Annotated in this window: 19 protein-coding genes; 8 read left to right on the top strand and 11 right to left on the bottom strand. The window is 61.6% G+C overall.

Translation table 11 applies throughout. From position 1 onward, the window contains the following. Nucleotides 1-60: 60 nt before the first annotated feature. Nucleotides 61-1002: a hypothetical protein gene (locus KF691_03195; GenBank protein MBX3388444.1), complete on the bottom strand. Its 942-nt coding sequence runs from the start codon at nt 1000-1002 to the stop codon at nt 61-63. A gap of 171 nt (nt 1003-1173) precedes the next feature. Here KF691_03195 and KF691_03190 point away from each other — a divergent pair, with 171 nt between their 5' ends. Both KF691_03190 and KF691_03185 read left to right on the top strand, forming a co-directional pair. Then, on the top strand, nt 1174-2517 hold the full coding sequence (locus KF691_03190; GenBank protein MBX3388443.1) for a serine hydroxymethyltransferase: 1344 nt from the start codon (nt 1174-1176) through the stop codon (nt 2515-2517). 72 nt (nt 2518-2589) lie between these two features. Next, complete coding sequence (locus KF691_03185; GenBank protein ID MBX3388442.1) at nt 2590-2763, top strand: PLDc N-terminal domain-containing protein; 174 nt, start codon at nt 2590-2592, stop codon at nt 2761-2763. A gap of 1 nt (nt 2764) precedes the next feature. Here KF691_03185 and KF691_03180 read toward each other — a convergent pair whose 3' ends face one another. The 7 genes from KF691_03180 to KF691_03150 all read right to left on the bottom strand — a co-directional run bounded on the left by KF691_03180 (nt 2765) and on the right by KF691_03150 (nt 8786). Continuing rightward, complete coding sequence (locus KF691_03180; GenBank protein MBX3388441.1) at nt 2765-3694, bottom strand: hypothetical protein; 930 nt, start codon at nt 3692-3694, stop codon at nt 2765-2767. Between the two features lie 91 nt (nt 3695-3785). After that, entirely contained in the window at nt 3786-4436 is a 651-nt protein-coding gene (locus KF691_03175; protein ID MBX3388440.1) for a hypothetical protein, read from the bottom strand. A 91-nt stretch (nt 4437-4527) separates the two neighbouring features. After that, the gene (locus KF691_03170) at nt 4528-5172 is read right to left on the bottom strand and encodes a hypothetical protein (GenBank protein ID MBX3388439.1); all 645 of its coding nucleotides are present in this window, start codon (nt 5170-5172) and stop codon (nt 4528-4530) included. Between the two features lie 340 nt (nt 5173-5512). Beyond that, a complete protein-coding gene (locus KF691_03165; GenBank protein MBX3388438.1) occupies nt 5513-6154 on the bottom strand; it encodes a hypothetical protein in 642 nt (213 codons plus the stop codon). Nucleotides 6155-6469: 315 nt separating this feature from the next. Beyond that, entirely contained in the window at nt 6470-7138 is a 669-nt protein-coding gene (gene nusG / locus KF691_03160; GenBank protein MBX3388437.1) for a transcription termination/antitermination factor NusG, read from the bottom strand. A 156-nt stretch (nt 7139-7294) separates the two neighbouring features. After that, the gene (locus KF691_03155; protein ID MBX3388436.1) at nt 7295-7768 is read right to left on the bottom strand and encodes a nucleoside deaminase; all 474 of its coding nucleotides are present in this window, start codon (nt 7766-7768) and stop codon (nt 7295-7297) included. A 31-nt stretch (nt 7769-7799) separates the two neighbouring features. Then, a complete protein-coding gene (locus tag KF691_03150; protein MBX3388435.1) occupies nt 7800-8786 on the bottom strand; it encodes a hypothetical protein in 987 nt (328 codons plus the stop codon). A 517-nt stretch (nt 8787-9303) separates the two neighbouring features. Between KF691_03150 and KF691_03145 the strand changes: the two genes are divergently transcribed. The 4 genes from KF691_03145 to KF691_03130 all read left to right on the top strand — a co-directional run bounded on the left by KF691_03145 (nt 9304) and on the right by KF691_03130 (nt 15406). Next, nucleotides 9304-10560 (top strand): glycosyltransferase family 2 protein, encoded by a 1257-nt coding sequence (locus tag KF691_03145; GenBank protein MBX3388434.1) that lies wholly within the window; start codon nt 9304-9306, stop codon nt 10558-10560. A gap of 62 nt (nt 10561-10622) precedes the next feature. Further along, nucleotides 10623-11003, top strand: coding sequence for a hypothetical protein (locus tag KF691_03140; protein ID MBX3388433.1), 381 nt, complete (start codon nt 10623-10625; stop codon nt 11001-11003). Nucleotides 11004-11362: 359 nt separating this feature from the next. Further along, nucleotides 11363-12460, top strand: coding sequence for a type II secretion system protein (locus KF691_03135; protein ID MBX3388432.1), 1098 nt, complete (start codon nt 11363-11365; stop codon nt 12458-12460). Between the two features lie 156 nt (nt 12461-12616). Then, the gene (locus KF691_03130) at nt 12617-15406 is read left to right on the top strand and encodes a hypothetical protein (GenBank protein MBX3388431.1); all 2790 of its coding nucleotides are present in this window, start codon (nt 12617-12619) and stop codon (nt 15404-15406) included. Between the two features lie 94 nt (nt 15407-15500). Here the strand turns inward: KF691_03130 and KF691_03125 are convergent, their stop codons facing one another. Then, nucleotides 15501-16367 carry a methyltransferase domain-containing protein gene (locus tag KF691_03125; GenBank protein ID MBX3388430.1) on the bottom strand — a complete coding sequence of 289 codons (867 nt, stop codon included), beginning with the start codon at nt 16365-16367 and terminating at the stop codon, nt 15501-15503. A gap of 127 nt (nt 16368-16494) precedes the next feature. Between KF691_03125 and KF691_03120 the strand changes: the two genes are divergently transcribed. Continuing rightward, the gene (locus tag KF691_03120) at nt 16495-17862 is read left to right on the top strand and encodes an MFS transporter (GenBank protein ID MBX3388429.1); all 1368 of its coding nucleotides are present in this window, start codon (nt 16495-16497) and stop codon (nt 17860-17862) included. A 78-nt stretch (nt 17863-17940) separates the two neighbouring features. On the opposite strand, the gene KF691_03115 is transcribed toward KF691_03120, so the two are convergent. Continuing rightward, nucleotides 17941-18408, bottom strand: coding sequence for an Hsp20/alpha crystallin family protein (locus tag KF691_03115; protein MBX3388428.1), 468 nt, complete (start codon nt 18406-18408; stop codon nt 17941-17943). A gap of 216 nt (nt 18409-18624) precedes the next feature. Between KF691_03115 and KF691_03110 the strand changes: the two genes are divergently transcribed. Continuing rightward, nucleotides 18625-19698, top strand: coding sequence for an aminotransferase class I/II-fold pyridoxal phosphate-dependent enzyme (locus KF691_03110; protein ID MBX3388427.1), 1074 nt, complete (start codon nt 18625-18627; stop codon nt 19696-19698). A gap of 78 nt (nt 19699-19776) precedes the next feature. Here the strand turns inward: KF691_03110 and KF691_03105 are convergent, their stop codons facing one another. Then, complete coding sequence (locus tag KF691_03105) at nt 19777-21675, bottom strand: hypothetical protein (GenBank protein MBX3388426.1); 1899 nt, start codon at nt 21673-21675, stop codon at nt 19777-19779. Nucleotides 21676-21688 lie beyond the last annotated feature (13 nt).

Raw genomic sequence — 21688 nt, 5'->3', positions numbered from 1 at the left:
CTTCAAAATGGACGTTGAGCCGCTCCGTACAAAGACCACACATGAATTCTCCCCCTGTTTTCAGGGACAGAGCAGTTCGTTATAGGCGCCGACAAACAGCACGAAGTCGGAATCCTCGACGACGCCATCCAGAGTCAAATCCGCCGGGCACCATTGCGGCATCGCGGGGTCGGCGCAGTCGAGAATGTTGTACGCAACGACGAAAAACACAAAATCCAGATCATCCACGAAACCGTCGTGGTTCAAGTCCGCCGGGCAAGTCGCGACCGTCACCAGCGGCGCGATCGTGACGCGATCGAAGCCGAGGATTTTCGCGCTGCCGCCGAATTCGGCGGTGAGGTTTTCTATCCGGCTCGAAAAATAGAGCAAGACCGAGTAATGCCGCCCCTGGTCAAGCGTCCCGCCGGGAATCACTTCCGTGCCGATCGATGATTCGAAATAGTCATTGAAGACCACAGCGCCGAATTCATCGTAAATGAATACAAAGATCAGAGAGGTATTGGCCGGAGCCGGCGCCGCGAACGTGTTGAACTCGAGCGTCAGATCACTCGCCGCGTCGGCGCTTTGCATCTGCCAGAAGCACGATTCGGTGAAAGCGGGGATCTCCTCGCTCCAGAAAGACCCATCCGGTCGCATGATCTCGCCGGCCTGATCTCCGAGCGTGCCATCCTGGATTCCGAAGATGTAGTCGCCGGGTCCGAACGCAAAGAGTGAATCCTCCTGAGTCGAGAAGTCCTGTTGAAAAAGGAAATAGCCCGGTCCGATTTCCGGCAGGCTCAAGTCCTGCAGATCCGGAGTGAGCACCCGCGCAAAGCCCACATCGCCCGGAGTCGCGATGATGCGCGCCGAGAAGTTGCTGTCGTCGTAGTCGGTCGGCGCCGATCCGGACGTCTGGTTGTAGAACGTCGAATAGAAGAGATCAAAGAACTGCACATCGGCAGCAGCGATTGGCGCCGCGGCGACACACGATGCAAGCAGCACGCTCGTCAGTCCCGGTTTCATGCAAGGCCCCTCGCTCGCCTCAAGAATCGCAATTATGACACAACCAGCGTGAACAACGCAAGCCCAAAGCAGGCGGAAATGGCGGCTCCGTGCCGTGCTCGGCGTGGCGACCGCCTACAAACGTAGCTTCGGCGCGGCACTTCCTACTGTTCTTTGCCAGAGGAGGTTGCCATGACGCCATCCGCCATTTCTGATGTGCCCGCTGCGAAAAGTCCCTCCGCGACGCCCCCCGTTCCCGGGATTTCGACGATCCGCGCGATTGATCCCGCGATCGCCGACCTGATTTCGAAGGAAGCCCAGCGCCAAGAATCGACTCTGGAATTGATCGCGAGCGAGAATCACACTTCCGCTGCCGTCATGGCCGCGATGGGCACCTGCCTCACCAACAAGTATGCCGAGGGCTACCCGGGCGCACGCTACTACGGCGGCTGCGAGTTTCACGATCAGGTCGAGACGCTTGCCATCGAGCGCGCCAAGCAGATGTTCGGATGCAAATTCGCGAATGTGCAGCCGCACTCCGGTGCGCAGGCGAACGCGGCGGTTTTCATGGCGTGCATGGACCCGGGCAGCACGTTCGCCAGCCTCGTGCTGAAAGACGGGGGCCATCTTTCGCACGGGATGAAGATCAACTTCAGCGGACGCTACTACAACCCCGTGCATTACCCGCTGCACTACGACGTTTCGCACAAGGACTTTGAGCGCATCGACTACGACGCGGTCGAGAGAGTCGTGCTGGAGCACAAGCCCAAGATGCTGCTCTGCGGCTACTCGGCGTACCCGCGCACGATCGACTTTGCGCGCTTCCGCGCGATCGCGGACAAGGTCGGCGCTGTTTTGATGAGCGACGTGGCGCACATCGCGGGGCTCATTGTCGGCGGCGCACACCCGAGCCCGTTCCCCCACTCGCACATCGTGACGACGACGACGCACAAGACTCTGCGCGGCCCGCGAGGCGGCCTGATCCTTACGAATGACGAAGAGCTGGCCAAGAAGATAGATAAGGCTGTCTTCCCCGGCATGCAGGGCGGTCCGCTCATGCATGTGATCGCTGCAAAGGCCGTCGCGTTCGGCGAATGCCTAAAGCCCGAGTGGAAGAACTACGCGGCGCAGGTCGTGAAGAACGCCAAAGCGCTGGCCGACGCGCTCATCAAGCTCAACTACCGCATCACGACAGGCGGCACCGACAACCACCTGATGCTTGTCGATCTCCGCAAGCGCAGCGAAGCGCTTACCGGCGCCGACGCGAGCAAGTGGCTCGAAACGTGCGGCATCATCAGCAACATGAACGGCGTCCCGAGCGATCCGCGTCCTCCCAAAGTCACCAGCGGCATCCGCCTCGGCACCCCGGCCGTGACGACGCGCGGTCTGAAGGAAACCGACATGAGCACCGTCGCGTCGTTTATCGATCGCGCGCTCAGCGCCGGCCTTGCCGGTGAATCCGATTTCATGACGGCGAGTTCGCAGATCCGTCAAGATGTTCGTACGCTGTGTGAACGCTTCCCTCTGCCCCACTAAACCTCGTGGGATTTGCGGGGCCGACGAGGAACGTCGCGAGCACGCGCTCGCGCAGTCGCGAAGGAGCTTCGCATGTATTACGGTGGCGGACTGATCGGACTCATCGTCCTGATCCTCGACATCATCGCGATTGTCGAGATTCTTCAGAGCGGGCGCGCGGCGGGCGAGAAGCTTCTGTGGATCCTCGTCATCCTGCTGCTGCCGCTGCTCGGCGTGCTGCTCTATTTCCTGCTCGGACGCAAGTAGGTTACGGGCAGATCAGTTCGTTGTATGCGACGACAAAGATGCTGAAGTCAGCATCGTCGACGAATCCGTCGCGGTTGAAATCCGCCGGGCAGCCTGCGGGCATCGCGCCGTCGGCGCAATCGAGCAGGTTGTACGCCACAACGAAAAGCGAGAAGTCCGCGTCGTCCACGAGCCCGTCGCTGTTCAGATCGCCCGCGCATCCCCTGTCTACCGCAAATGCGATCGCGTTCAGAACAAGCGTCTGATTCGCAGCGGGAAAGTACCCGTCGCCGATCATCGTGCAATCGGAGAACAACACCACGCCGCCGCTCCCCGGTCCGATCGCGCCGCGCGGAATCAAGGCAAGGGCCGATTGTCCGTTATCGTTGAGCGTGGCGAGCGAAGTCGCGCCCCCGAGACCGTTGAACCAGCCGGGCCATCCGATCGAGAAAGTCTGCGAGAGCCCGAAGGGTCCGTCGGTCACGGGCGAAGAGTGCGGATCGAGCACCGTCGCGGTTCGTTGCCACGGAAGTCCCGTGCCGGCGCACGTCAATCCGAACGGAGCGAGCAAGGAATGATTCGCCGGCTGACTGGCACCGCCGGCAAACGAGTCGTTGTCTGAAAAAATTACGGCGCCGCCGCCCGCGAGCACAAAGTCGTACAGCGCTGTCTGCTCGGAAGCGGAAAGCGGCGCGATCGCCGAAGTCCCGGCGGTCGTTGAAGCGAGGAAGACAACATCAGCGCCGGCGAGTCCCGACGGCGAGAGCGCAGAAACTCCGCCGATCGTTGCGCTCGGGTAGGCGCCGAGAATGACGCCGCGAAGCGTCGTCAGCGCGCCGCCTTGGCTGATCGAAAACGCTCCGCCGCGGCCCAGATCAAATCCGACAATTGCGGGAGCGCCGAACGCAGAAGCCCCGGTCAGCGCCAGCGCGGCATACGCGAAGTTCTTCATGGGAAATCCCTCTTCCCGGCGCACCCAATCAACCAATACCACGACCCGCGGCGCGAAACAAGCGAAATCCAGAGATGCGCCCGTGCAAAATCTAGCGCAGCCCCACGATCCGGCTCGCATCAAACGATGCGCCTGTGATGGCATCGGAGAAGCGCACTCTCAGCAGAATCTGCCCCGGCGGTTGCAAATCCGACGCCGGCACAGGCAGGTCGACGGCGTAGTACGTCCCTGTGAAGCCCGCGCGGTACGCATCACGCACTTGGAGCGGATCGAGCGATTTCGTCGCGAGCAGCCGCGCGGGCGCTTCGCCCGCATTCTGAACCGACGCGCTCAGCGAAACGAGCCGCGAGACTTCAATCGTCAGAGTTCCCGTCGCCTGGATGAATCTTCCTCGCCCGTCGAGCGGCTTGACATAAATCGCGACTTCGCGGTTGCGATCGCTTCGGGGCGGCGCAGAGGAATCCTGTGTCGGGCCCGACAGGAAGTCGATCTCGATGCTCGCGACCCGCGGCGTCGCCTCGGTCACTTCCGCGCTCTTCGAACCCGATGGGCCGGTCAGCTCCGCGATCTTGGCGCGCAATTCGTTCGCGTCTGTTTGAAGCTGGGCGACCTGCGCCTGCAATTCAAGATTCTGCCTTCGCAGCATGTCACCGGTCGATTCGCCGCCCGTGCGACACCCCGCCAAGGCAAAGAGCATCGCCGCCGGCAACACGCTTGCTTTCATGGATTGCGAAACGCCCATGCACAAGCGTACGACAATGAAGCGACACGAAAAAACCCCGGCACGAAGGCCGGGGCTCAAGAAGTACGCGTCGTTTCCAAGGCTCTACAAGTCAGCGGCGGCGACGGCCCGCGACGACGAGCCCAGCGAGGGCGAGCATGCCCGTCGCCGGAGCCGGAACAATACAGATCGTGTCGATCACGACCTGATCAATGTACAGCGGCGCCCCGGTCGGGTTGGTATTGCCCAGGAAGACGATCTCGAAATCGGGGCATTCTTTGACCGAGAACAACCAAGTGGTGTGGAACCAGCCATCCGGGAGCTGGATCGTCTGAGGATCGGCGATCAATCCGAGCGGAGTGTCGTTGCTGGTCATGCCTTCCACGCCGGGCAGACCCGCACCGAACCAGGTCACCTGAACCCAGATCAGCTTGTAGAGCGCATCGGGATTGTCATCGTTGGGAATTTCGAACTTCAGGTGATTGCCACCCGGGAACCCCCACACGCCGGTCCGACCCTCGAACTCCGGAAAATACTGGCTGTTGTCGCTCGCCGACATGTTCGGCGTGCCGTTGGGGTTGTTCCACTCGGTGGGCGACCCCGAAGGGTTGGTGGGCGGGAAGGTCCAATGCTGGAACGTCGAGTGCGGCTGGCCTCGCCACGGTGGAGGATTCAAATCATCCGCAAGCGCCCAGGAAGCAGAAACGCCGGCGACCGCCACCAGCACTGCGGGCATCGACCGAAGCAGTTTGGACATATTCGTACCCTTGCTCAATAGCCCCGGATTTCGGAGCAAGCCTTCCTACGACCCTCGTCACACCCACGACAGGGAGTACGCGCCCGGGCTTCTTTGCAACTTCCTTGCCGCGGCGACCCGAGCTTGTGACCAATTCAACAGGTATCCCCAAACCACGCAGATGCCACCAAAGAGACAACATCCCCTGTGAATTAGGGGGTTGGTTCAAGCATCGCCGAAGCAACTGCGTCGATACTTGCGCAGAATTCGCGCTGACAAACTCCGAATTCAAAAGAGCCCCGGGTCCACTCCCGGGGCTCCTGTTCTACCTGTACGTTTCACTCGGCGAAGCTTTCGCACGCTAGCGCCGTCGGCGACCGGCAACCACCAGCCCTGCGAGCGCGAGAAGGCTCGTCGCGGGCGCGGGAACGATGCAAATCGTATCGATCACGACCTGATCGATATACAGCGGAGAAGTCGACGCCAAGTTGCGCAGGAATGCAATCTCAAAGTCCGGGCATTCGGGGATGATGAATTCCCACGTCGTGTGATTCCAACCATCGGCCAAAGTAACCGTCTGGGGATCGTTGACCAACTCGAACGCTTTCCCGGTGCTCGACTCACCGTTGACCGCGGGCAACCCCTCTCCGAACCACGTCACCTGGATCCAGATGATTTTGTAGAGCGCGTCCGGATTGTCATCATTCGGAATCACAAACCGCATGTCCCCTTCGAACGGGAGGCACCACACGCCGGTTCGGTTGTTGAATTCCGGAAAATACTGAGCGTTGTCGCTCGGCGTCCCGAACGGCGTGCCATTCGGATTGTTCCACTCGTCTGGCATCCCCTGCGGATTGTTCGGCGGGAACGTCCAGTGCTGGAAGGTGGAGTGAGGCTGGCCGCGCCACGGCGGCGGATTCAGATCGTCTGCGACCGCCCACGACGCCGACACGCCGGCAACCGCAACCAGCACGGCAGGTAATGACCGAAGCGTTCTGGACATGATTTTAACCCTTCCCAGGCCCCGCGAACGCGGGGCAGTTTCTCCCATTTCCCTCGTCACACCCGCGAAAGGGCGAACGCACCCGGAGCAACAGCTCGACGTCCTTGCCGCCGCGGCCCGAGCGTGTGACAACTCAACCAATAGCACAGGAGCGGTGCGCGGCCACCGAAACTCAAACTCAAACCCGAGAATGAGGGAATTGCCCTCACGGGAATTGCGCAACGAAAAACCGACCGCAGAATTCCGTCGCCATGCATCGATCCGTTCAGCAAATTGCCGAGACGGTTCCACTCGGCAAATTGCCGAATGTGTCGATCAAGCGCCTTCCGCCTTGCCGATCTGCCACTCTTCCAATTCGATCGGCGCCTGGCGCCCGAAGATCGTCACGAGAACACGGACAAGGCCCTTGTCGGGCAGAAGCTCGTCGACCGTTCCTTCGTAGGAAGTGAACGGGCCTTCCTTGATGATGACGTGCTCGCCCTTTTCGAAGACCATGCGGACATTCGGCGTGTCCTCGGGCTTCTTCGAGTCCTTGAGCATTTTCTCAATTTCGTGGTCCTTCATCGGAGTCGGACGGCCCGCGGTGCCGACGAAGTCGCCGACCCCGGTCGTCTCCTTGATCAGGAAGAACACATCCTGCGGGATACGGCCGTCGGGCTCGAGGCGCATTTCGACAAACACATATCCGGGGTAGAGCTTGGTTTCGGTGATCTTCTGCTTGCCGCCTTTGACGGTTTTGGTTTTTTCGGTTGGCACGAGGATGCGGTTGACCAGGTGCGTCATCCGCTCGATCTGCACCTTGCGGAGCAGCGTGTCGCGCACCGAACTTTCTTTGTTGCTGGCGACGCGTAGGACGAACCAATTCATACCTTCCTGGCGAATGGGTTCGTCGGCGTTGATGAGGCCGACCTTTTCGTCGGGGCGTCCGTCGAGCGCGGGGACTGCAGAAACCGGTGCCTGATTGGTGGTGTCGTTTTCGCTCATAGAGGGCTCTTTTCTGCCGCGGGAGACCGTTGCGTGAACGGCGGGTCGCGGCCGAAGGCATTTGGTCTGGAAGAGACAAGCGGCGGCCCGATGGGGTCCGCCGCTTCTGAGAAAGTATAGACCGCAAGGGGGCCGGATTGTTCGGATGGAATTGTGCTATTTCGGCGGGATTCCGATGTCTTCGTTCCAGAGGTCGGGCCGGGCGGTGATGAACTCCTCCATGAGGGCGATGCAGCGGAGGTCGTTCATCAACACGACTTCGATCTTTTCCGCCGCCAGCCAATCTTCGCGCCCTTGAAACGTGTGATGCTCGCCGATGACGATGCGAGGGATTCGATGCAGAACCGCCGTGCCGCTGCACATCGCGCACGGGCTGAGCGTCGTCGCCATGGTGAGGTGGTGCCAGTCGCGCCGGCGCCCGGCGTTTCGGATGCACACCGTCTCCGCGTGCGCCGTCGGATCACCCGATTGCACGCGCAGGTTGTGGCCGAGCGCGATGATTGTGCCCGCCGGGTTGACGAGCGCCGCGCCGATAGGAATTCCGCCCTCGGAGAGGCTTTTGCGCGCCTGTTCGTACGCCGCGTCGAGCGCGTGGCGGTCGATCGATGCCTGCGTGTCCGGATCGTTCATGTCGCGAGCGTACCACGAACCGAGCCCGCGATCACAGCGGATCGCAGAGCAACTGGTTATACGCCGGAACGAACTCGACAAAGTCGTCGTCCACAACATACCCGTCGTTGGTCAGATCGGCCGGACATTTCTCGGGCATGAACTCGTCCGAACAGTAAAGCAGGTTGTACGCCTGCACAAAGATGACGAAGTCGGCATCGTCAACGTAACCGTCGCCGTTCAGATCCGCCGGACACGGGCCGCGCGTATTAAAGAACCAGTTGGTGTACCTGGTGAACCCTTCGGAGTATGAGCCGCCCGCGACGCCGCCTGAGTCGTCGGAGTACGAGACGGAGTAATAAAGAATGCCGAAGTACGCGTATCCCGGGAGAATCGAGTCACCGGGAATCGTGAAACTGGTTTCGCTCGGGTCGAACGTCTGCGCGTAGTAGAGTGAGCTATGGCTGAGATCGTAGATGACGATGGCGGCGCCGCTGACATTCGCCGCCGGATGATCGGTGAATCCGTTCATCCAACCGGTGAAATCGGAGGAAAGATCGTCTTTGTACGCTTGGAAGCGCGAGTACGTATCGCCGAGAAGCTCCGGGACTTCGGGACAGAAGGTGGTCGGTCGCAGCGTGACCGGGTGATTGCCGCTGGGAACGGAGATCCCGGTGTAGTCAAACGTGTACTCGGTCGCCGGGACTTCGGCATCGAGATCTTCTTGCGTGGCGTGGATATTGGAGTAGGAATACCACGTCGTGCCGCCGAGCACGTTGTTGCCGACCTCGAAGAGCGCGATCGGAGAGAGCGGGCCGGCGTAAGTCACCGTGCCCGCCGCGAACGCGTCTGTCACCGGCGAGTTCAACGAGAACAGTGCGGAGTAGTCGGTGCCGCCCGTAACGACGCCGTCCGCCGACTGGATGTAGGTCACCCCCTTGCTGATACCAAAGTTGACGGGCGGCTCGACTCCTGCCGGAGCGGATGCCACCGAAAAAAGACAGGTGGCTGAGATCGCGCACGCGTGGCGGTATTGCATAGGTTTCTCCGGATTTTCCCCCAGATGGAACGTGAGCCTACCACTGGCTCGCCTCCGGACCAAGAGTTGTCGGACCAAATTGAGGCGACACATCCATAACTCTCTATCTCGCAGAGACTTTCGATCAATTTTCGACGAGCTCGGAGGGCACCCCCCGATCGACCACGGAACTTCGGTCGATGGATTGCGTAGTATTCCTTCGCAGGCCCGAAACGTGACGGTCGGGCCGCCGGTCCTGGCGGGAAGCGATTTCTGAGCATTCCGAGTCAACGGGTGTTCGGCAGAATTGCGATCCGCTGTCGGCGGGCTGCTGAGTGACGCAGCCAGAGCCGAGCAGGCAACCGCCCGCATGCCGTCTTGTGAGGCTTCCGCCCCGCAAGTCAGCCTCAAGGCCACCGCTCGAGCGCCGATTGCCCGAGCAAGCACGTCGCACATTCCATAACCGGGGACCGATTCACGCGCGGTCGTGCGCGTCGGAGATGGTCATGGAAACGGGGCACTTCCGCGTGTTCTCCCTATGAAAACAGATTCCAACACAGATTCCAGCGAACCCCCACAATCGACCCGCCGCGCGCATGCGCCCAAGCGCGGCGCGCGGCGCTCCGGCCAGCTCGTCGAGAGCCTGACCGAGCCGGCGGTGCGCGTCGGCAAGGAGCTCAAGAGCATGCTCCTCGACCCGGCGCCGATCAAGGTCGCCGGCAACCCGATCGTCACCCCGAGCATCCGCCCCGGCGACAAGCCCCGGCTTCTCGGCGGGCTCACGGTGCTCATCCCGGCGTACAACGAGAGCAAGTTCGTCGCCGACACCATCCGCTCCGTGCAGCGCCAGACCGTGCACGTCGATCACATCGTCGTCATCGACGACTGCTCGACCGACAACACCGGCGACGTCGCACGCGCCTGCGGCAAAGAGATCGTCGTCGTGCGCCCGCCGAAGAACTGCGGCAGCAAGGCCACCGCGCTCAACTACGCGCTTGACTATGTCAGCACGGAGTACACGCTCGCCATCGACGCCGATACCACGCTCGCGAACGACGCGATCGAAAAGCTCATGCCCCACTTCGATCAGCCCAAGACGGCGGCCGTCTGCGGCATGGTGCTCCCGCGGTTTGTAAACACCATGTGGGAGCGCGGGCGCTATATCGAATATCTCTATGCGTTCCTCTTTTACAAACCGATCCAGGACTACTACGAGCGTCCGCTTATTGCCAGCGGATGCTTCAGCGCGTACAAGACCGATGTTCTGCGGCAACTCGGTGGGTGGAACACGCGCACCGTCGGCGAAGACATGGACCTGACCTGGTGCGTCTACCGGCTGGGAATGTCGGTGCGGTTCAGTCCGGAAGCGATGTGCTACCCGGTGGAGCCGCACAACTTTCACTTCATGAGCAAACAGCTCGAGCGCTGGTGCGCCGGCTTTGCTCAGTGCATCAAGGTCCACTGGAAGGACATCGTCGGGACATCGGTCCTGCGTTCGATGGTTGCGACGGCGTTGTGGGACGCGACGGTGAGTGTCTTTGCGCTCTTCATTCTGCTCCCCTTGCTCGCACTCTTCGTGCACCCGGCTTTCCTGCTCGGCTATTTCCTCGACCTTCCGACCATCGTCGTCCCGGTGCTGATTTATGCCGCGAAGCGTGGCGAATTCCTGAAGGCGCTTTCAAGCGTCCCGGCGTTCTGGGTGCTCCGGTTCGTGAACACCTGGTTTGTGACCCGGGCCTTCTGGAACGAATTTGTCGGGAAGCGATCGATCAAAGTCTTTGAGAAGGGCCACTGATTCGGCGTTCGGTTGATCGGTGTTTCACGCAGGCGGGCAACCCCGCCGGGAGTTGAGCGAACATGTTTGCGGGTCTTCCAGCAACAGGTATCGGCGGCATCTTCTACATGGGGCTTGTGTTCTTCATGCCGTTCAGAGAACTCTGGCGCGCGATGAAGGGTGAAAGCAGCATCGAGCGCTGGATCTTCATCGCTTCGCGTTGGGGTCTCTTCGCCATCGTCATCGCGATGATGTGGGTGCAGGCCTCGATCATGAAGTGGGCTCTGGGCGCGGACATGTCCAAATTCATGGCGGCGGGCGCGAGTGCCGCGACAGGCCATAAGACCTCGTCCCTCGCCGGCGCAACCCTTTATCTCGCCCTGCTCAGCCTTGTCGGCGTGATGGCCACTGTCTATCTCGTCCGCGCGATCATTCTGGTTCGCAAGGCCTTCGGCAGCCGGTGAGCCGCGGCGTTGAGTTTTCGCCGGGTCAAGATAGCGTGAGGATTTGGCGAAGTCGGCCGACGCGGGCGCGCGAACTGTTCACTCAAATTAAATCGAATCTGATCAATGAAGAATCAGGCAGATTCTGGCGACACTCCGTCGCTCTTCGCGGTCAATACACGACTTGCGAGCTCTCTCTTCGCGAACACGGGCTCTGCGTCACGTCGCATCTTTGCACAAACTGAATATTCTCCTTCACATAGTCTTGTCACAGACTTGTGCCATCGGTCGAACACACTCTCTCCTGCGATCACTACGCTGCGGTTCACTCACCACGCGCGGCTGTTCGAGCGCGAAACTTTCTTCAAAGGGGAAGCAGGATGTCGGACCGGAACGCGCGACGGCAGGAAATCGCAGAAAACTCGTCTTCTCCGCGTGCGTTTACGCTGATCGAACTCCTGGTGGTGATCGCGGTCATCGCGCTCTTGATCGGGATTCTGCTTCCGTCGCTTGGGGCAGCCCGGAATGCCGCCCGGTCGACGGTCTGCCTCAACAACACTCGGCAAATCGCGATCGCGGTCACGTCCTACACAGTGGACAATAAGTGGTATCCGGCTTCGTACGTCTACCCGGACACGGAGACCGGGCAGTCGTGGAAGATCGCGGATCAGAAAGGGACCGACCCGCAGTTCGGCTATTTGCACTGGTCGTTCGCGCTCTTCAACAGCGGACAGGTGCCGCAGAACGCGTTCGAGTGCCCGTCGGCGTTCGGAAGAGGCGCTCCGCGCACGAACCCCGGCCCGCTGACCGAAGACCGCGATCCGAATCAGTTCGTCGATCCCGCCACGGCGAATATCACCGACCGTCAGGCGCGACGGATGGCGTATGGCGCGAACGGCGCCGTGATTCCTCGCAACAAGTTTTACGAAGAGAAAGGGTCGCGAAACAACGTGCTCGTCGGCCCTTCCGCAGTCGATGGAGACCGTGGCGGCCCGGGCAGGGTCATTCTCGCTGCGGACTACGCGTACAGCATCAACAACGGATGGGCGACCATCGGCGACGAAAAGGGCTACGAGGGCGGCTCGGACGGCTTCAAGTCCAAGTCACACCGACCTTTCACGCCGTTCCGAGTGCGCTTCGGAACCGGTGATCCGAACGAGGACTACACAGTTCCCGCGGCAAAGTCGAAGCGATACGAGTATCCCGACGTTTCCGACAAAGCGACTACCGACATCAAACTGAAGAAAGACCTCGGCGCCGGCGACATGACCAATTCCAAGACGACACTCAACGTCGTCGGGCGCCATCATCCGGGCGGAGACGCGTCCATCGGCTCTGCAAACTTCGTGTTCTTTGATGGACACGCCGACCGAATGACCGTGATCGACACGATCTCGAAGCGCCTCTGGGGCAATCGCTACTACAGCCTCTCGGGCGACAACACCGTCTACGACCCTGCGGACGACGAAAAGCACTGATAAACCCTCGCGCCCGGAACACACGTTTCTGGCGCGGATTCACGGTACTCAAGCCCAGGGATCGGGCGCTCGAAGCCGTCGAACACACGATCGGCCGCGTGGCCGTTCGCTCAATGGGAGCCGCCGCTCCCAATCCAGCAAGAGAGAGGTTGAATCATGAAGAAGAATCTGTTGCTCGTATCGGCGTGCGGCCTCGCCACGACTGTGCAAGCCGTCGCGCTCGCGCAGCCGAAGATCGTCACCATCAGCGGTGCGACCCTGCTCGAGAACTTCGTGAAGTCGCGCGGCTCGACTAACGACTACATCGACGTGGACAAGAACGGCACCGCCGGAAAGTTCGCGAACGGCATTCAGCAGCTCGCCCCGACCGCGGCTGGCAGCAACGTCACTCCCTTCCCGGCCAGCCAGATCTGGGCGGTCCAGTATTCGGGCGTCGGATCGATCCGCGGCATCAACGAACTGGTCAACGCCGGTTTCCCGACGATGTCGGTCTTCTCACAAACGGGCGCATCGCTCCTCCCCTCGACCGGTTCTCCGTACACCGGCCTGAGCGCCGCCAACGCATCTTTCCAGTATTACAACAGCTTCCGCTATTGGAACGGAACGGCGTTCACCGGTGGCCAGTACGGCAACGCCGGCAACCCGCGCGGCTTCCCTGTCGTTTCTGATCCGAACAACTTTATTGCGGTGTGGGCAGCGCCCGACACGGTCTCCTCGGGACTGGGCGTCCGCATCGACATCGCCCCGAGCGACGTTCATGGTCGGTGGGCTCAGCAGATTCCAGGCACGCCGAGCCCCTACGCACTTCCCGGAACTGCCGGCTACGGCGCGAACATGCGACCCTCGGTCAACCCGCAGGGCACCTCGGTCGGTGCCGCCTTCGCCAGCAATCTCACCACACTCGCCGGCGCGGTCTTTTATGACCCGAACAACCCGCCGCCGGTGAACGCGACGAACGTGCTCTTCGATCAGCCTCTGGCATTCGCCCCGATTTCGCCCGTGACCAACATCGGCACCGGCTATCAGCAGATGAAGATGAGCCAGGTTCAGCATCTTTTCGTGACAGGCCGCATGCCCAACGGCGAGAATCTCATCGCTATTACCCGCGACATCGGATCGGGAACCCGCAACGGCTTCTCGAACACGATCGGTATCGATCCCTCACAAACCGTTGGTGACAACGTTGGCGGCAACGGCGGCACACAGTCCAACGCCGCGGACGAGCAGATCCTCGGCACGCTCTACCGCTCCAACAACAAGGGTGGCAATGGCCAAGTTGAATCAACGGTGACGAACACCCGTCTCGGCGTCGGCTATGTCGGTCCCGAGCGCGGCGCAGCCTCGCAGCAGGGGTGGCTGGCCAACGGCATCTTCGAACTGCTCGCGGTTCAGAACGATGTCTACGGCGGCACCGCGTACAGCCGCGCCAACATCGACGCCATCCTCGACAACTCTGCCGATGGATTCGTGATCGGCGGGCCCGCCCAGTTCATCAGCCGCGGCACTCCGCTCGCCGAGTCGATCGCCGACGGCGGCACGGGCGCGATTCTGCCCAAGATGACCAACCCCAACGCTGCGGCATATCTCAACAACATCCGCCAGAGCGTCGCTGAATTTGTTGCTGTCCCGGGCGGTCCGGATTCGGACTTCATGCCCGGCGAAGTGCTCGCGTTCAACTTCGTTCTCAACGAGGGCCTCGACAATGCGCACGACCCGCAGGCGCCGACCAGCTTGGCTCCGACGCCGGCGTTCAGCCAGCCGCTGCAGAATTACCTCCGCGACACCAACGTCCTCGGCGCTTCGGTCTACTACTCGTTCAACACCACCACCAACGGCCGCGTCCCGACCCGCAAGACGGGCGTCGTGTACAGCGACGGCGTCGCCAACGGCAACAACTACATCAGCCAGGGCGGCGCAATCGTGAACTACAACTCGAACCTGACCACCCGCAACAAAATCGCCGGCGACTTCAGCGGCAACGGCATCCGCGACCTGGCGGACATCGGAGAAATGATCAAGGCCTACAACCAACGCGCCGGCGGACCCGCGTGGTCCGCTCCCGCCGGCTCCGGCCCCCTCGCCGGCGCACCGGCCACCGACGCGGTGATCGAAATCCTCGGCGATTTCGACTGTGACGGCAGCTTCACCAAGGCCGACGTCCGCTACTTTGCAGACGGCTTGCTCATCCAGGGCGGCGTGCTCAACCGCAAGGTCGCCTTTGAAGAAGTTGACATGCAGGCGAATGCGAACTGCCCGACCTGCGCCGGGATCAACTTCTTCAATACCACGCTCGCGACCGCTTCGGGCGGCGCGGCATACACGGGCGGCGCCTCCCGCGCGGACGTTGCCGGATCGGGCGGCATCGCCCGCGGATGGGCCCCGGTCGGCGCCGACGGCGTGATCGACGCCAAGGACATCGATTACGTCTACCAGCAGTTCAACAACCCGGCGTTCAGCGGCACAGCAAACTGGACCGATCTGGTCAAGGCCGCAAACTTTGACCTGTCGGCCGACATGAACGGCGACCTTATCGTCAATCAGTCCGATGTGGACTACGTCGTGCTCAGCGCGCTCCAGACCAGCTACGGCGATGTGAACCTCGATCGCCGCACCGATATCAACGACTTCAATACCTGGGCCGCCAACTACAACACCGGCTCGCTCGCTTCTCCCGCCGGATGGGCCAAGGGCGATGTCAGCGGCAACGGCAAGGTCTTCGACGAGGACTACCACATCCTCATGGCCAACCGCTCCTGCGCTTCGGACCTCAACAACGACGGTTTGGTCGACGACAGCGACTTCGTGATCTTCGCGAACGCTTACAACGCCCTCGAGTGCCCGGCGCTGCCCGGCCTGTGCATGGCCGATCTCAATGATGACGGCATCGTTGAAGACTCGGACTTCGTGATCTTCGCCGGCGCGTACAACGAGCTGCTCTGCCCCTGAGCCTGAGACGTCTCCCCGGGGCCGGGGAGAGAGAACCACAATTCGAAAATACGTTCTTTGTGCATCCCCGGCCCGCACAGCCGGGGGTGTTTTTTTATGCCTTGACCGCGATCAACTCGAAGACCGGCGGCAGCAGCATGAACGCGCCGTCGTCGTTCACCGCTGCGGCCATCTCTTTCAGAGCCGCGTCGCAATCCGCCTGCGAAAGGAAACCCGATTCGACGAGTTTGGGCAGGAACGAATTGAAGAATGTCCACGGCCAGTGCCACATGCTCGTATTCGGACGCGCGATGCGTTGCTTCACGTCCATGTGCTCGATCTCAAAGCCGTGGCGCTTCAAAAGCCGCGGCAGTTCTCCCATGATGTCCGGGTTGCCGCCCCGTGCACGCCACGATTGCCCCACAGCCTTGATCGCCCGTGAGAACGCCTCGCGCCGCGGCGCCAGCGTGATGCCGAATTCGTAGTTGAAGTAATCCTGCACCAGAAGTTTGCCGCCGGTCCGCAGCACACGCCTGACGCCCTTCACCATCTCGTCGGGACTGGCGACGAAGCAGAAGACCCAGCGCGTGTAGGCCATGTCGAAGTAGTCGTCGGTCGCGGGCGAAGGCAGACAATGATCGAGCTTCTGCGCATCTCCCAGCACGCGATCGATGTTGTGGAGCCGACGCGCCTCGGATTCCTGTCCGAGCTGCTTGAGGAATGCCGCGGATTCATCGACGCCGACAACTCTCCCCTGCGCGCCCACGATCTGCGCGATGTCGAGCGAGGCGTGGCCGGGGCCGCAACCAAGGTCAAGAACCCGCATCCCCGGCTGCAGGCCGGCGCGGAGCCAAAGGTCGAATGCCGAGTTGCTCCACAGCCGGTGCTGAAGACCGAGCCGGAACGCCTCGTCGTTCCCCGTGCCCAGGACGTACGGCTGCTCGCGGGACGAAGGCGGCTGGGATGGAGTGGCGGTGGGCATGGTCAAGAATAGGTCGTTTTCGACCGAACTCGGCCCCGAAATGAGCGCCGCTGCCGAACGGTCCGATTCAACAGCCGGCTAGCATCACCGCTCACGGACGACCTGTTTCTTCGGCCGCACGGAACGCATGGCCTGGCTGCTCTCCTACTTCCGCTCGTTTCTTCCGGTCGCGTTTCCGCGCTTTGCACGCCGGTCGTATTCGCTCGAACTCATCACCGTCATCTGCTTCTCGACCACGCTCGGCATCGTCGAAGGCGGCGTCATCTCCAACATCGCCAAGCGCCGCTTCGAGGACGTCGTCGAAGCCGAAGCGCTCAACTTTTACGTCGCTCTGCTCTTTGCTGCGCCCGATCTCGCCAACATTCTCAGTTTCTTCTGGTCGGGCTTGAGCCACGGACGCCCGAAGATCCCGCTCATCAATCTGCTCCAGCTCTGCGTGATCCTGCTGATCGCGCTCATGGCGCTGACACCGGTTTCGAGCACCGGGCTCTTTGCCATGGTTGCGGTCGCGATTCTGGCACGAGTCTGCTGGTCGGGGATCATCACACTCCGCCCAACCGTCTGGCGATCGAACTACCCGGCGATCATGCGCGCCACCGCCGTCGGCAATTTCCAGACCATGCAGTACGTGATGGCGGGCGTCGTGGGCGTCGTCGTCGGATCCGTTCTCAACGTCCACCCGGGCTGGTTCCCGCCGCTGGTCATCTCGGTTGCATCTGTCGGTCTCATCGCGTTCTTCGCGACCCGCAAGCAGCGTGTTCGCCGCGAGAAGCAAATGCGCCGCGCCGAACTCGACTCGGCGCCGATCATGAAACCGTGGCACGGGCCGCTTGTCGTCTGGCGCGTGCTCCACAAAGACCCGATGTGGGCGCGCTTCATGCTCTGGATGTTCGTGCTCGGCCTCGGCAACATGCTGCTCGGCCCCATTCTCACAATCGTACTGCGCGATCAATTTGACCTCGGCTACCTTCGCAGCATCCTGATCACCAGCTCGATCATGGCGCTCGTCATGCCGCTCTCGATCCCCATCTGGGCGCGCTATCTCGATCGCTCCCATGTCGTTCGCTTCCGCGCAAGACAAACGTGGATGTTCGTCGGCTCCGCGACGATCGCCTGTCTCGGCGTCCTCTTCCACCGCGTCGAACTCCTTTATCTCACCGCAGTCTTGCAGGGAGTCGCTTACGGCGGCGGCACGCTCGCGTGGAACCTGGGCCACGTTGATTTCGCGCCGCCCACGCACACCAGCCAGTACATGGCCTCGCACGTCACGCTCAACGGGATCCGCGGGCTCATCGCACCCTTCTTCGCGGTCGGCCTCTACAACGGCGGCGTGAGCGCGGGACTCTCGATTCTCGGCCTCGGCGTAACGACGACTTCCGCCGCCGCCGTCCTCGCCGTCAGCGCGATCATGAGCGCGATCGGCGCGACCGGCTTCGGCCGTTTGCTCACACATATGGGAGATCGCGCGACACTCGCCAAGGCTCGCTCCGCGTGAAAAGCAGCGTCCCGGCGAGTGCCCGCCGGGACGCTTGGTTGCGCAAATTGGAGAACCGCTTGGACCGGAACGGCTTTCCTACTTGATCGCGATCTTGCGCGCCTGGGCCTGCGGCGCCTTCGGCAGCGTGATCGTCAGCACACCGTCCGAAAGATCCGCGGCAATGTCGTTTTCCGAGACGCCTTCCGGCAGCGCGATGCGGCGCGTCACGCTCTGCGAGCGACGCTCCCTGCGGTGGTAGCGTTCGGTGTTTTCGTCTTTCTCCTCCGCCGCTTCGGCGCGAACGGTCAACACGCCCTTCTCGACGTCGAGCGCGATCTGATCCTTCTTGAAACCGGGGACGTCGGCGCGCACGACGAAAGCGCTCTCGGATTCGGTGACATCGAGCGGCATCGGCGCCGGCGCCGTGCTCCACGCGCCGCCCAGCACCTCACCGATAAACGGATCGGCAAAGATCTGCGCGAGCGGGCTCAACGAAGCGTTCGACGACGGGCCGCAGCAATTGGCGGCGAGTTCACTGGGACGACGACGGAATGCAATATTCATAGTCTGAGTCTCCTTTCAGCACCCCGGCCCCACGCCGATGGCGCTCTGGAAAGCAAATGGCAACCGGCGTGCCAGTGTCCGGGCTCGGCGGAAATGCCGCGCGGCGGGTTCCTCCAGCCACCCGGCTCGTTCAATCTTGCAGGAGGCCCGACATCGATTGCCACTTTGGCAGAAATCCAAAAACTGCCTGATTGGCAGCGTGTTTACCATCAGCCCATGGCACAGCAGCTCATCGATCTCCGGTCCGACACGGTTACACGCCCCACCCCCGAGATGCGCAAGGTCATCGCGAACGCCGAAGTGGGCGACGAGGTGCTCGGCGACGATCCGACCGTGCGAAAGCTCGAAGAGAAATTCGCGGCACACCTGGGCAAGTCCGCCGCGTGCTTCGTCCCCACCGGCACGATGGCGAATCAGACCGCCATCCGCGCCCACACCGAACCGGGCGACGAGATCATCTGCTCCGAAGGTTCGCACATCATCCACTACGAAACCGGCGCCCCCGCGGCACTCTCGGGCTGCATGATCCGCACGATCGTCAATCCGCGCGGGCTCTTCGATGTCGCGGATGTCACGCCCCTGGTGCGCCAGGATGCGTATCACTTCCCCCACTCGCGTCTGCTCACCGTCGAGAACACCCACAACCGAGGCGGCGGCACGGTCTGGCCCCTCGAGCAGATCCAGCGCGTCACCGCCGAGGCACGCAAGCACAAGCTGCGGCTGCACCTCGATGGCGCTCGACTCTGGAACGCGAGCGTCGCCAGCGGCGTCGCGATGAAGGAATACGCGAAGCATTTCGACACGATCTCGTGCTGTTTTTCCAAGGGCCTCGGCGCGCCGGTCGGCTCGGCGGTCGCGGGTGATGCGGAAACCATCCTGCGCGTGCAGCGCTTCAAGAAGATGTTCGGCGGCATGACAAGGCAGGTCGGAATCCTTGCCGCGGCGGCGCTCTACGCGATGGACAATCACGTGCAGCGGCTCGCCGAAGACCATGCCAACGCGAAGAAACTGGCGGAACTGATCGCGAGCATCCCCGGGCTCTCGATCGCGCTCGCGCCGGTCGAAACGAACATCCTGTACTTCGACATCGCCCAGGATGTGCCGCTGACGGCGCAGCAGCTCTCGGACAAACTGAAAGCCCAGAACGTGCTGATGCTCGCGACCGGCCCGCGCCGCATCCGTTGCGTGACGCACCTGGATGTCAAGGCGCCGATGATCGAGCAGGCGGCGCAGGCGATCGAGCAATGCGTGACGGGACGAACGGCGGCGCGCGCAACGGTGGGCGTCTGAAACACATCTGCAAGAAAGGGCCCGCGCCGTCGCGCGGGCCCCTCGGTTCAGATTCACTCCTTCACGGACGATCGGCGATTAGGTCTCGAGATCGCCGGCGCGGATTTCCGCCTGTACTTCCTTCCAGGCTTCAAAAGTCAGGTCGATATCGCCGGAATAGACGACGTACTTGTAGATGCCCCGCTTCCAAAGGGTCTTGACCAGACGCTTGAAAAACGACTTGTCGCCGCCCCATTGGTTGTCGTCAGTAGGTCTGGGATCAACATCACGATCCCTGATGCCGGGAGGATCGGCGACCTTCGATCGCAATTGCTCCGGCAGATAGACGCCGTAGATGTACGCATCGGTCGGCATCGTGGGATGGATGTTCTTTAGAATTTGGTCGACAATGAGCCTGTGCGACTCGTTATTCCAATCCTCAACCGCCGCATCCAGTGCCTCCTGGCCGACGGCATTGCGAATCGACGTGACGTACGGATCGCTCGCGCCGCACATGCCATAGCAACTCGGGGCCTGGTAGTCCTGCCGGATGAATTCCTGGATGGAAGCCACGCCGCTAGAGGACGGACGCTGGTATGGATGTAACGGATCCGGCACCACTACAAATTCGTAGTTGGAGAAGCCGGCTTGCGGGAATTCCTCCTTCCACGGCTCGATCATCGCCTTGAAAAGGCAGTAGTCGGCGGCCTGATAAATGATCTTGTTGAAGCGCAGGTTGACGTCCGAGTTGGCTTCGCGCGAATCGCCCATCGTCGGCGCGTACTTGTAGTAGAGATTACGCAAGACTGTGTCGGCGTAGATGGTCGACTGATACGACTCCGGAATATCAAAGTTTGATCCCGAGTAGTAGATCGGCATTGTCCACGTGTTGTTGGGAGCTCCAAAGTCACCCATGACGTGGTAGAGGCAGCCCAATAAGTAGTAGCCAGGACCACCCGGACTCGGAGGTTCGCCTCCGTGAGCCGGGTCGTTAATGTACCCGTTCGAATGCATCGCGACCCGCGTCGACATGTCTTCGCTATCGAGCAGCACGTATGCCGGATAGCAGAGTTCGATCGGATCGGTTTCGCCCGGCGGGAGGTACGAATCGCAGAGATCCTTGACTGCGGCCCGCAGCGCAACCACATAGCGCTTTGCTGCCGCGATCCCGTACTCGCAGAAGAGGTGGTGGTAGTTGCCCGGTCGCGCACCAATCGTATTGGCTTCGATCGCTGTGCGACCGCTCGCCGTCTGAAAGCTGCCTCCGATCAAAGCGCCCTGCGGGTCCACTTTGAAGAGAGTTGTGGGAGAGTCAGCGCGATAGACCCCGGCGCTTGTCGGCAGATACTGCGTTCTCGGGACCGTCGGCGCATCGTCGGGATGGCGGAAGAGCGCAGTAAATGTGAAGTGCGCTGTATTGTCCTGCCATCTCCCGTCGGTGAATAGCTCGTGGTGCGAGAAAGCGCCTCCGTAGTTTCCCCCGCCGATCGGGCCGCGTCCGCGAATCAGACCTTGTTTGTGGATGCAGTCGCAGATCTGCCGCGCGTCGTGTGCGGCGTGAGCATTGATCTTGAGTTGCAGGTTGGCATCGGAACAGTCGATCTTGTCCGTCGATGGATCTAGCTGCGCGTAGTTTTCGTCGCAACCGTGATTCTGCTGCCAATGCAGAATATCCATCAGCGGATATCCGGGAATGGGATAGTACTGATGCTGGAACGAGGCAAAGTTGCAAGCCCAGGTGGCTTTGTCTCGCCAGATTGGGCTGGTGGAGCTGATATTGCTCGCGTGGCCCCAATAGATCAAGATCGGCGTCCCCCTCGACGGCGCGTACTTCGCGAAGAACGTGCCCGTTGATGCATCCGCGGCGTTGATGTTCAGCGGACCCGCGAGCGCCGTCGCCGAATTGATGACGAGCGAAGATTCGCCCGCCTTTGCGTTGATGCCGAACGGCGGCGCGAGCGCCGTCACGGCCGTGAGTGTCAGAATTGTTCTGATCATGTGCTTTACCCCC

Source organism: Phycisphaeraceae bacterium (genome assembly GCA_019636555.1).
GTDB lineage: Bacteria > Planctomycetota > Phycisphaerae > Phycisphaerales > UBA1924 > JAFEBO01.
Note: the sequence above shows the minus strand (reverse complement) of the source record. Positions and strands in the feature narration are given on the sequence as shown.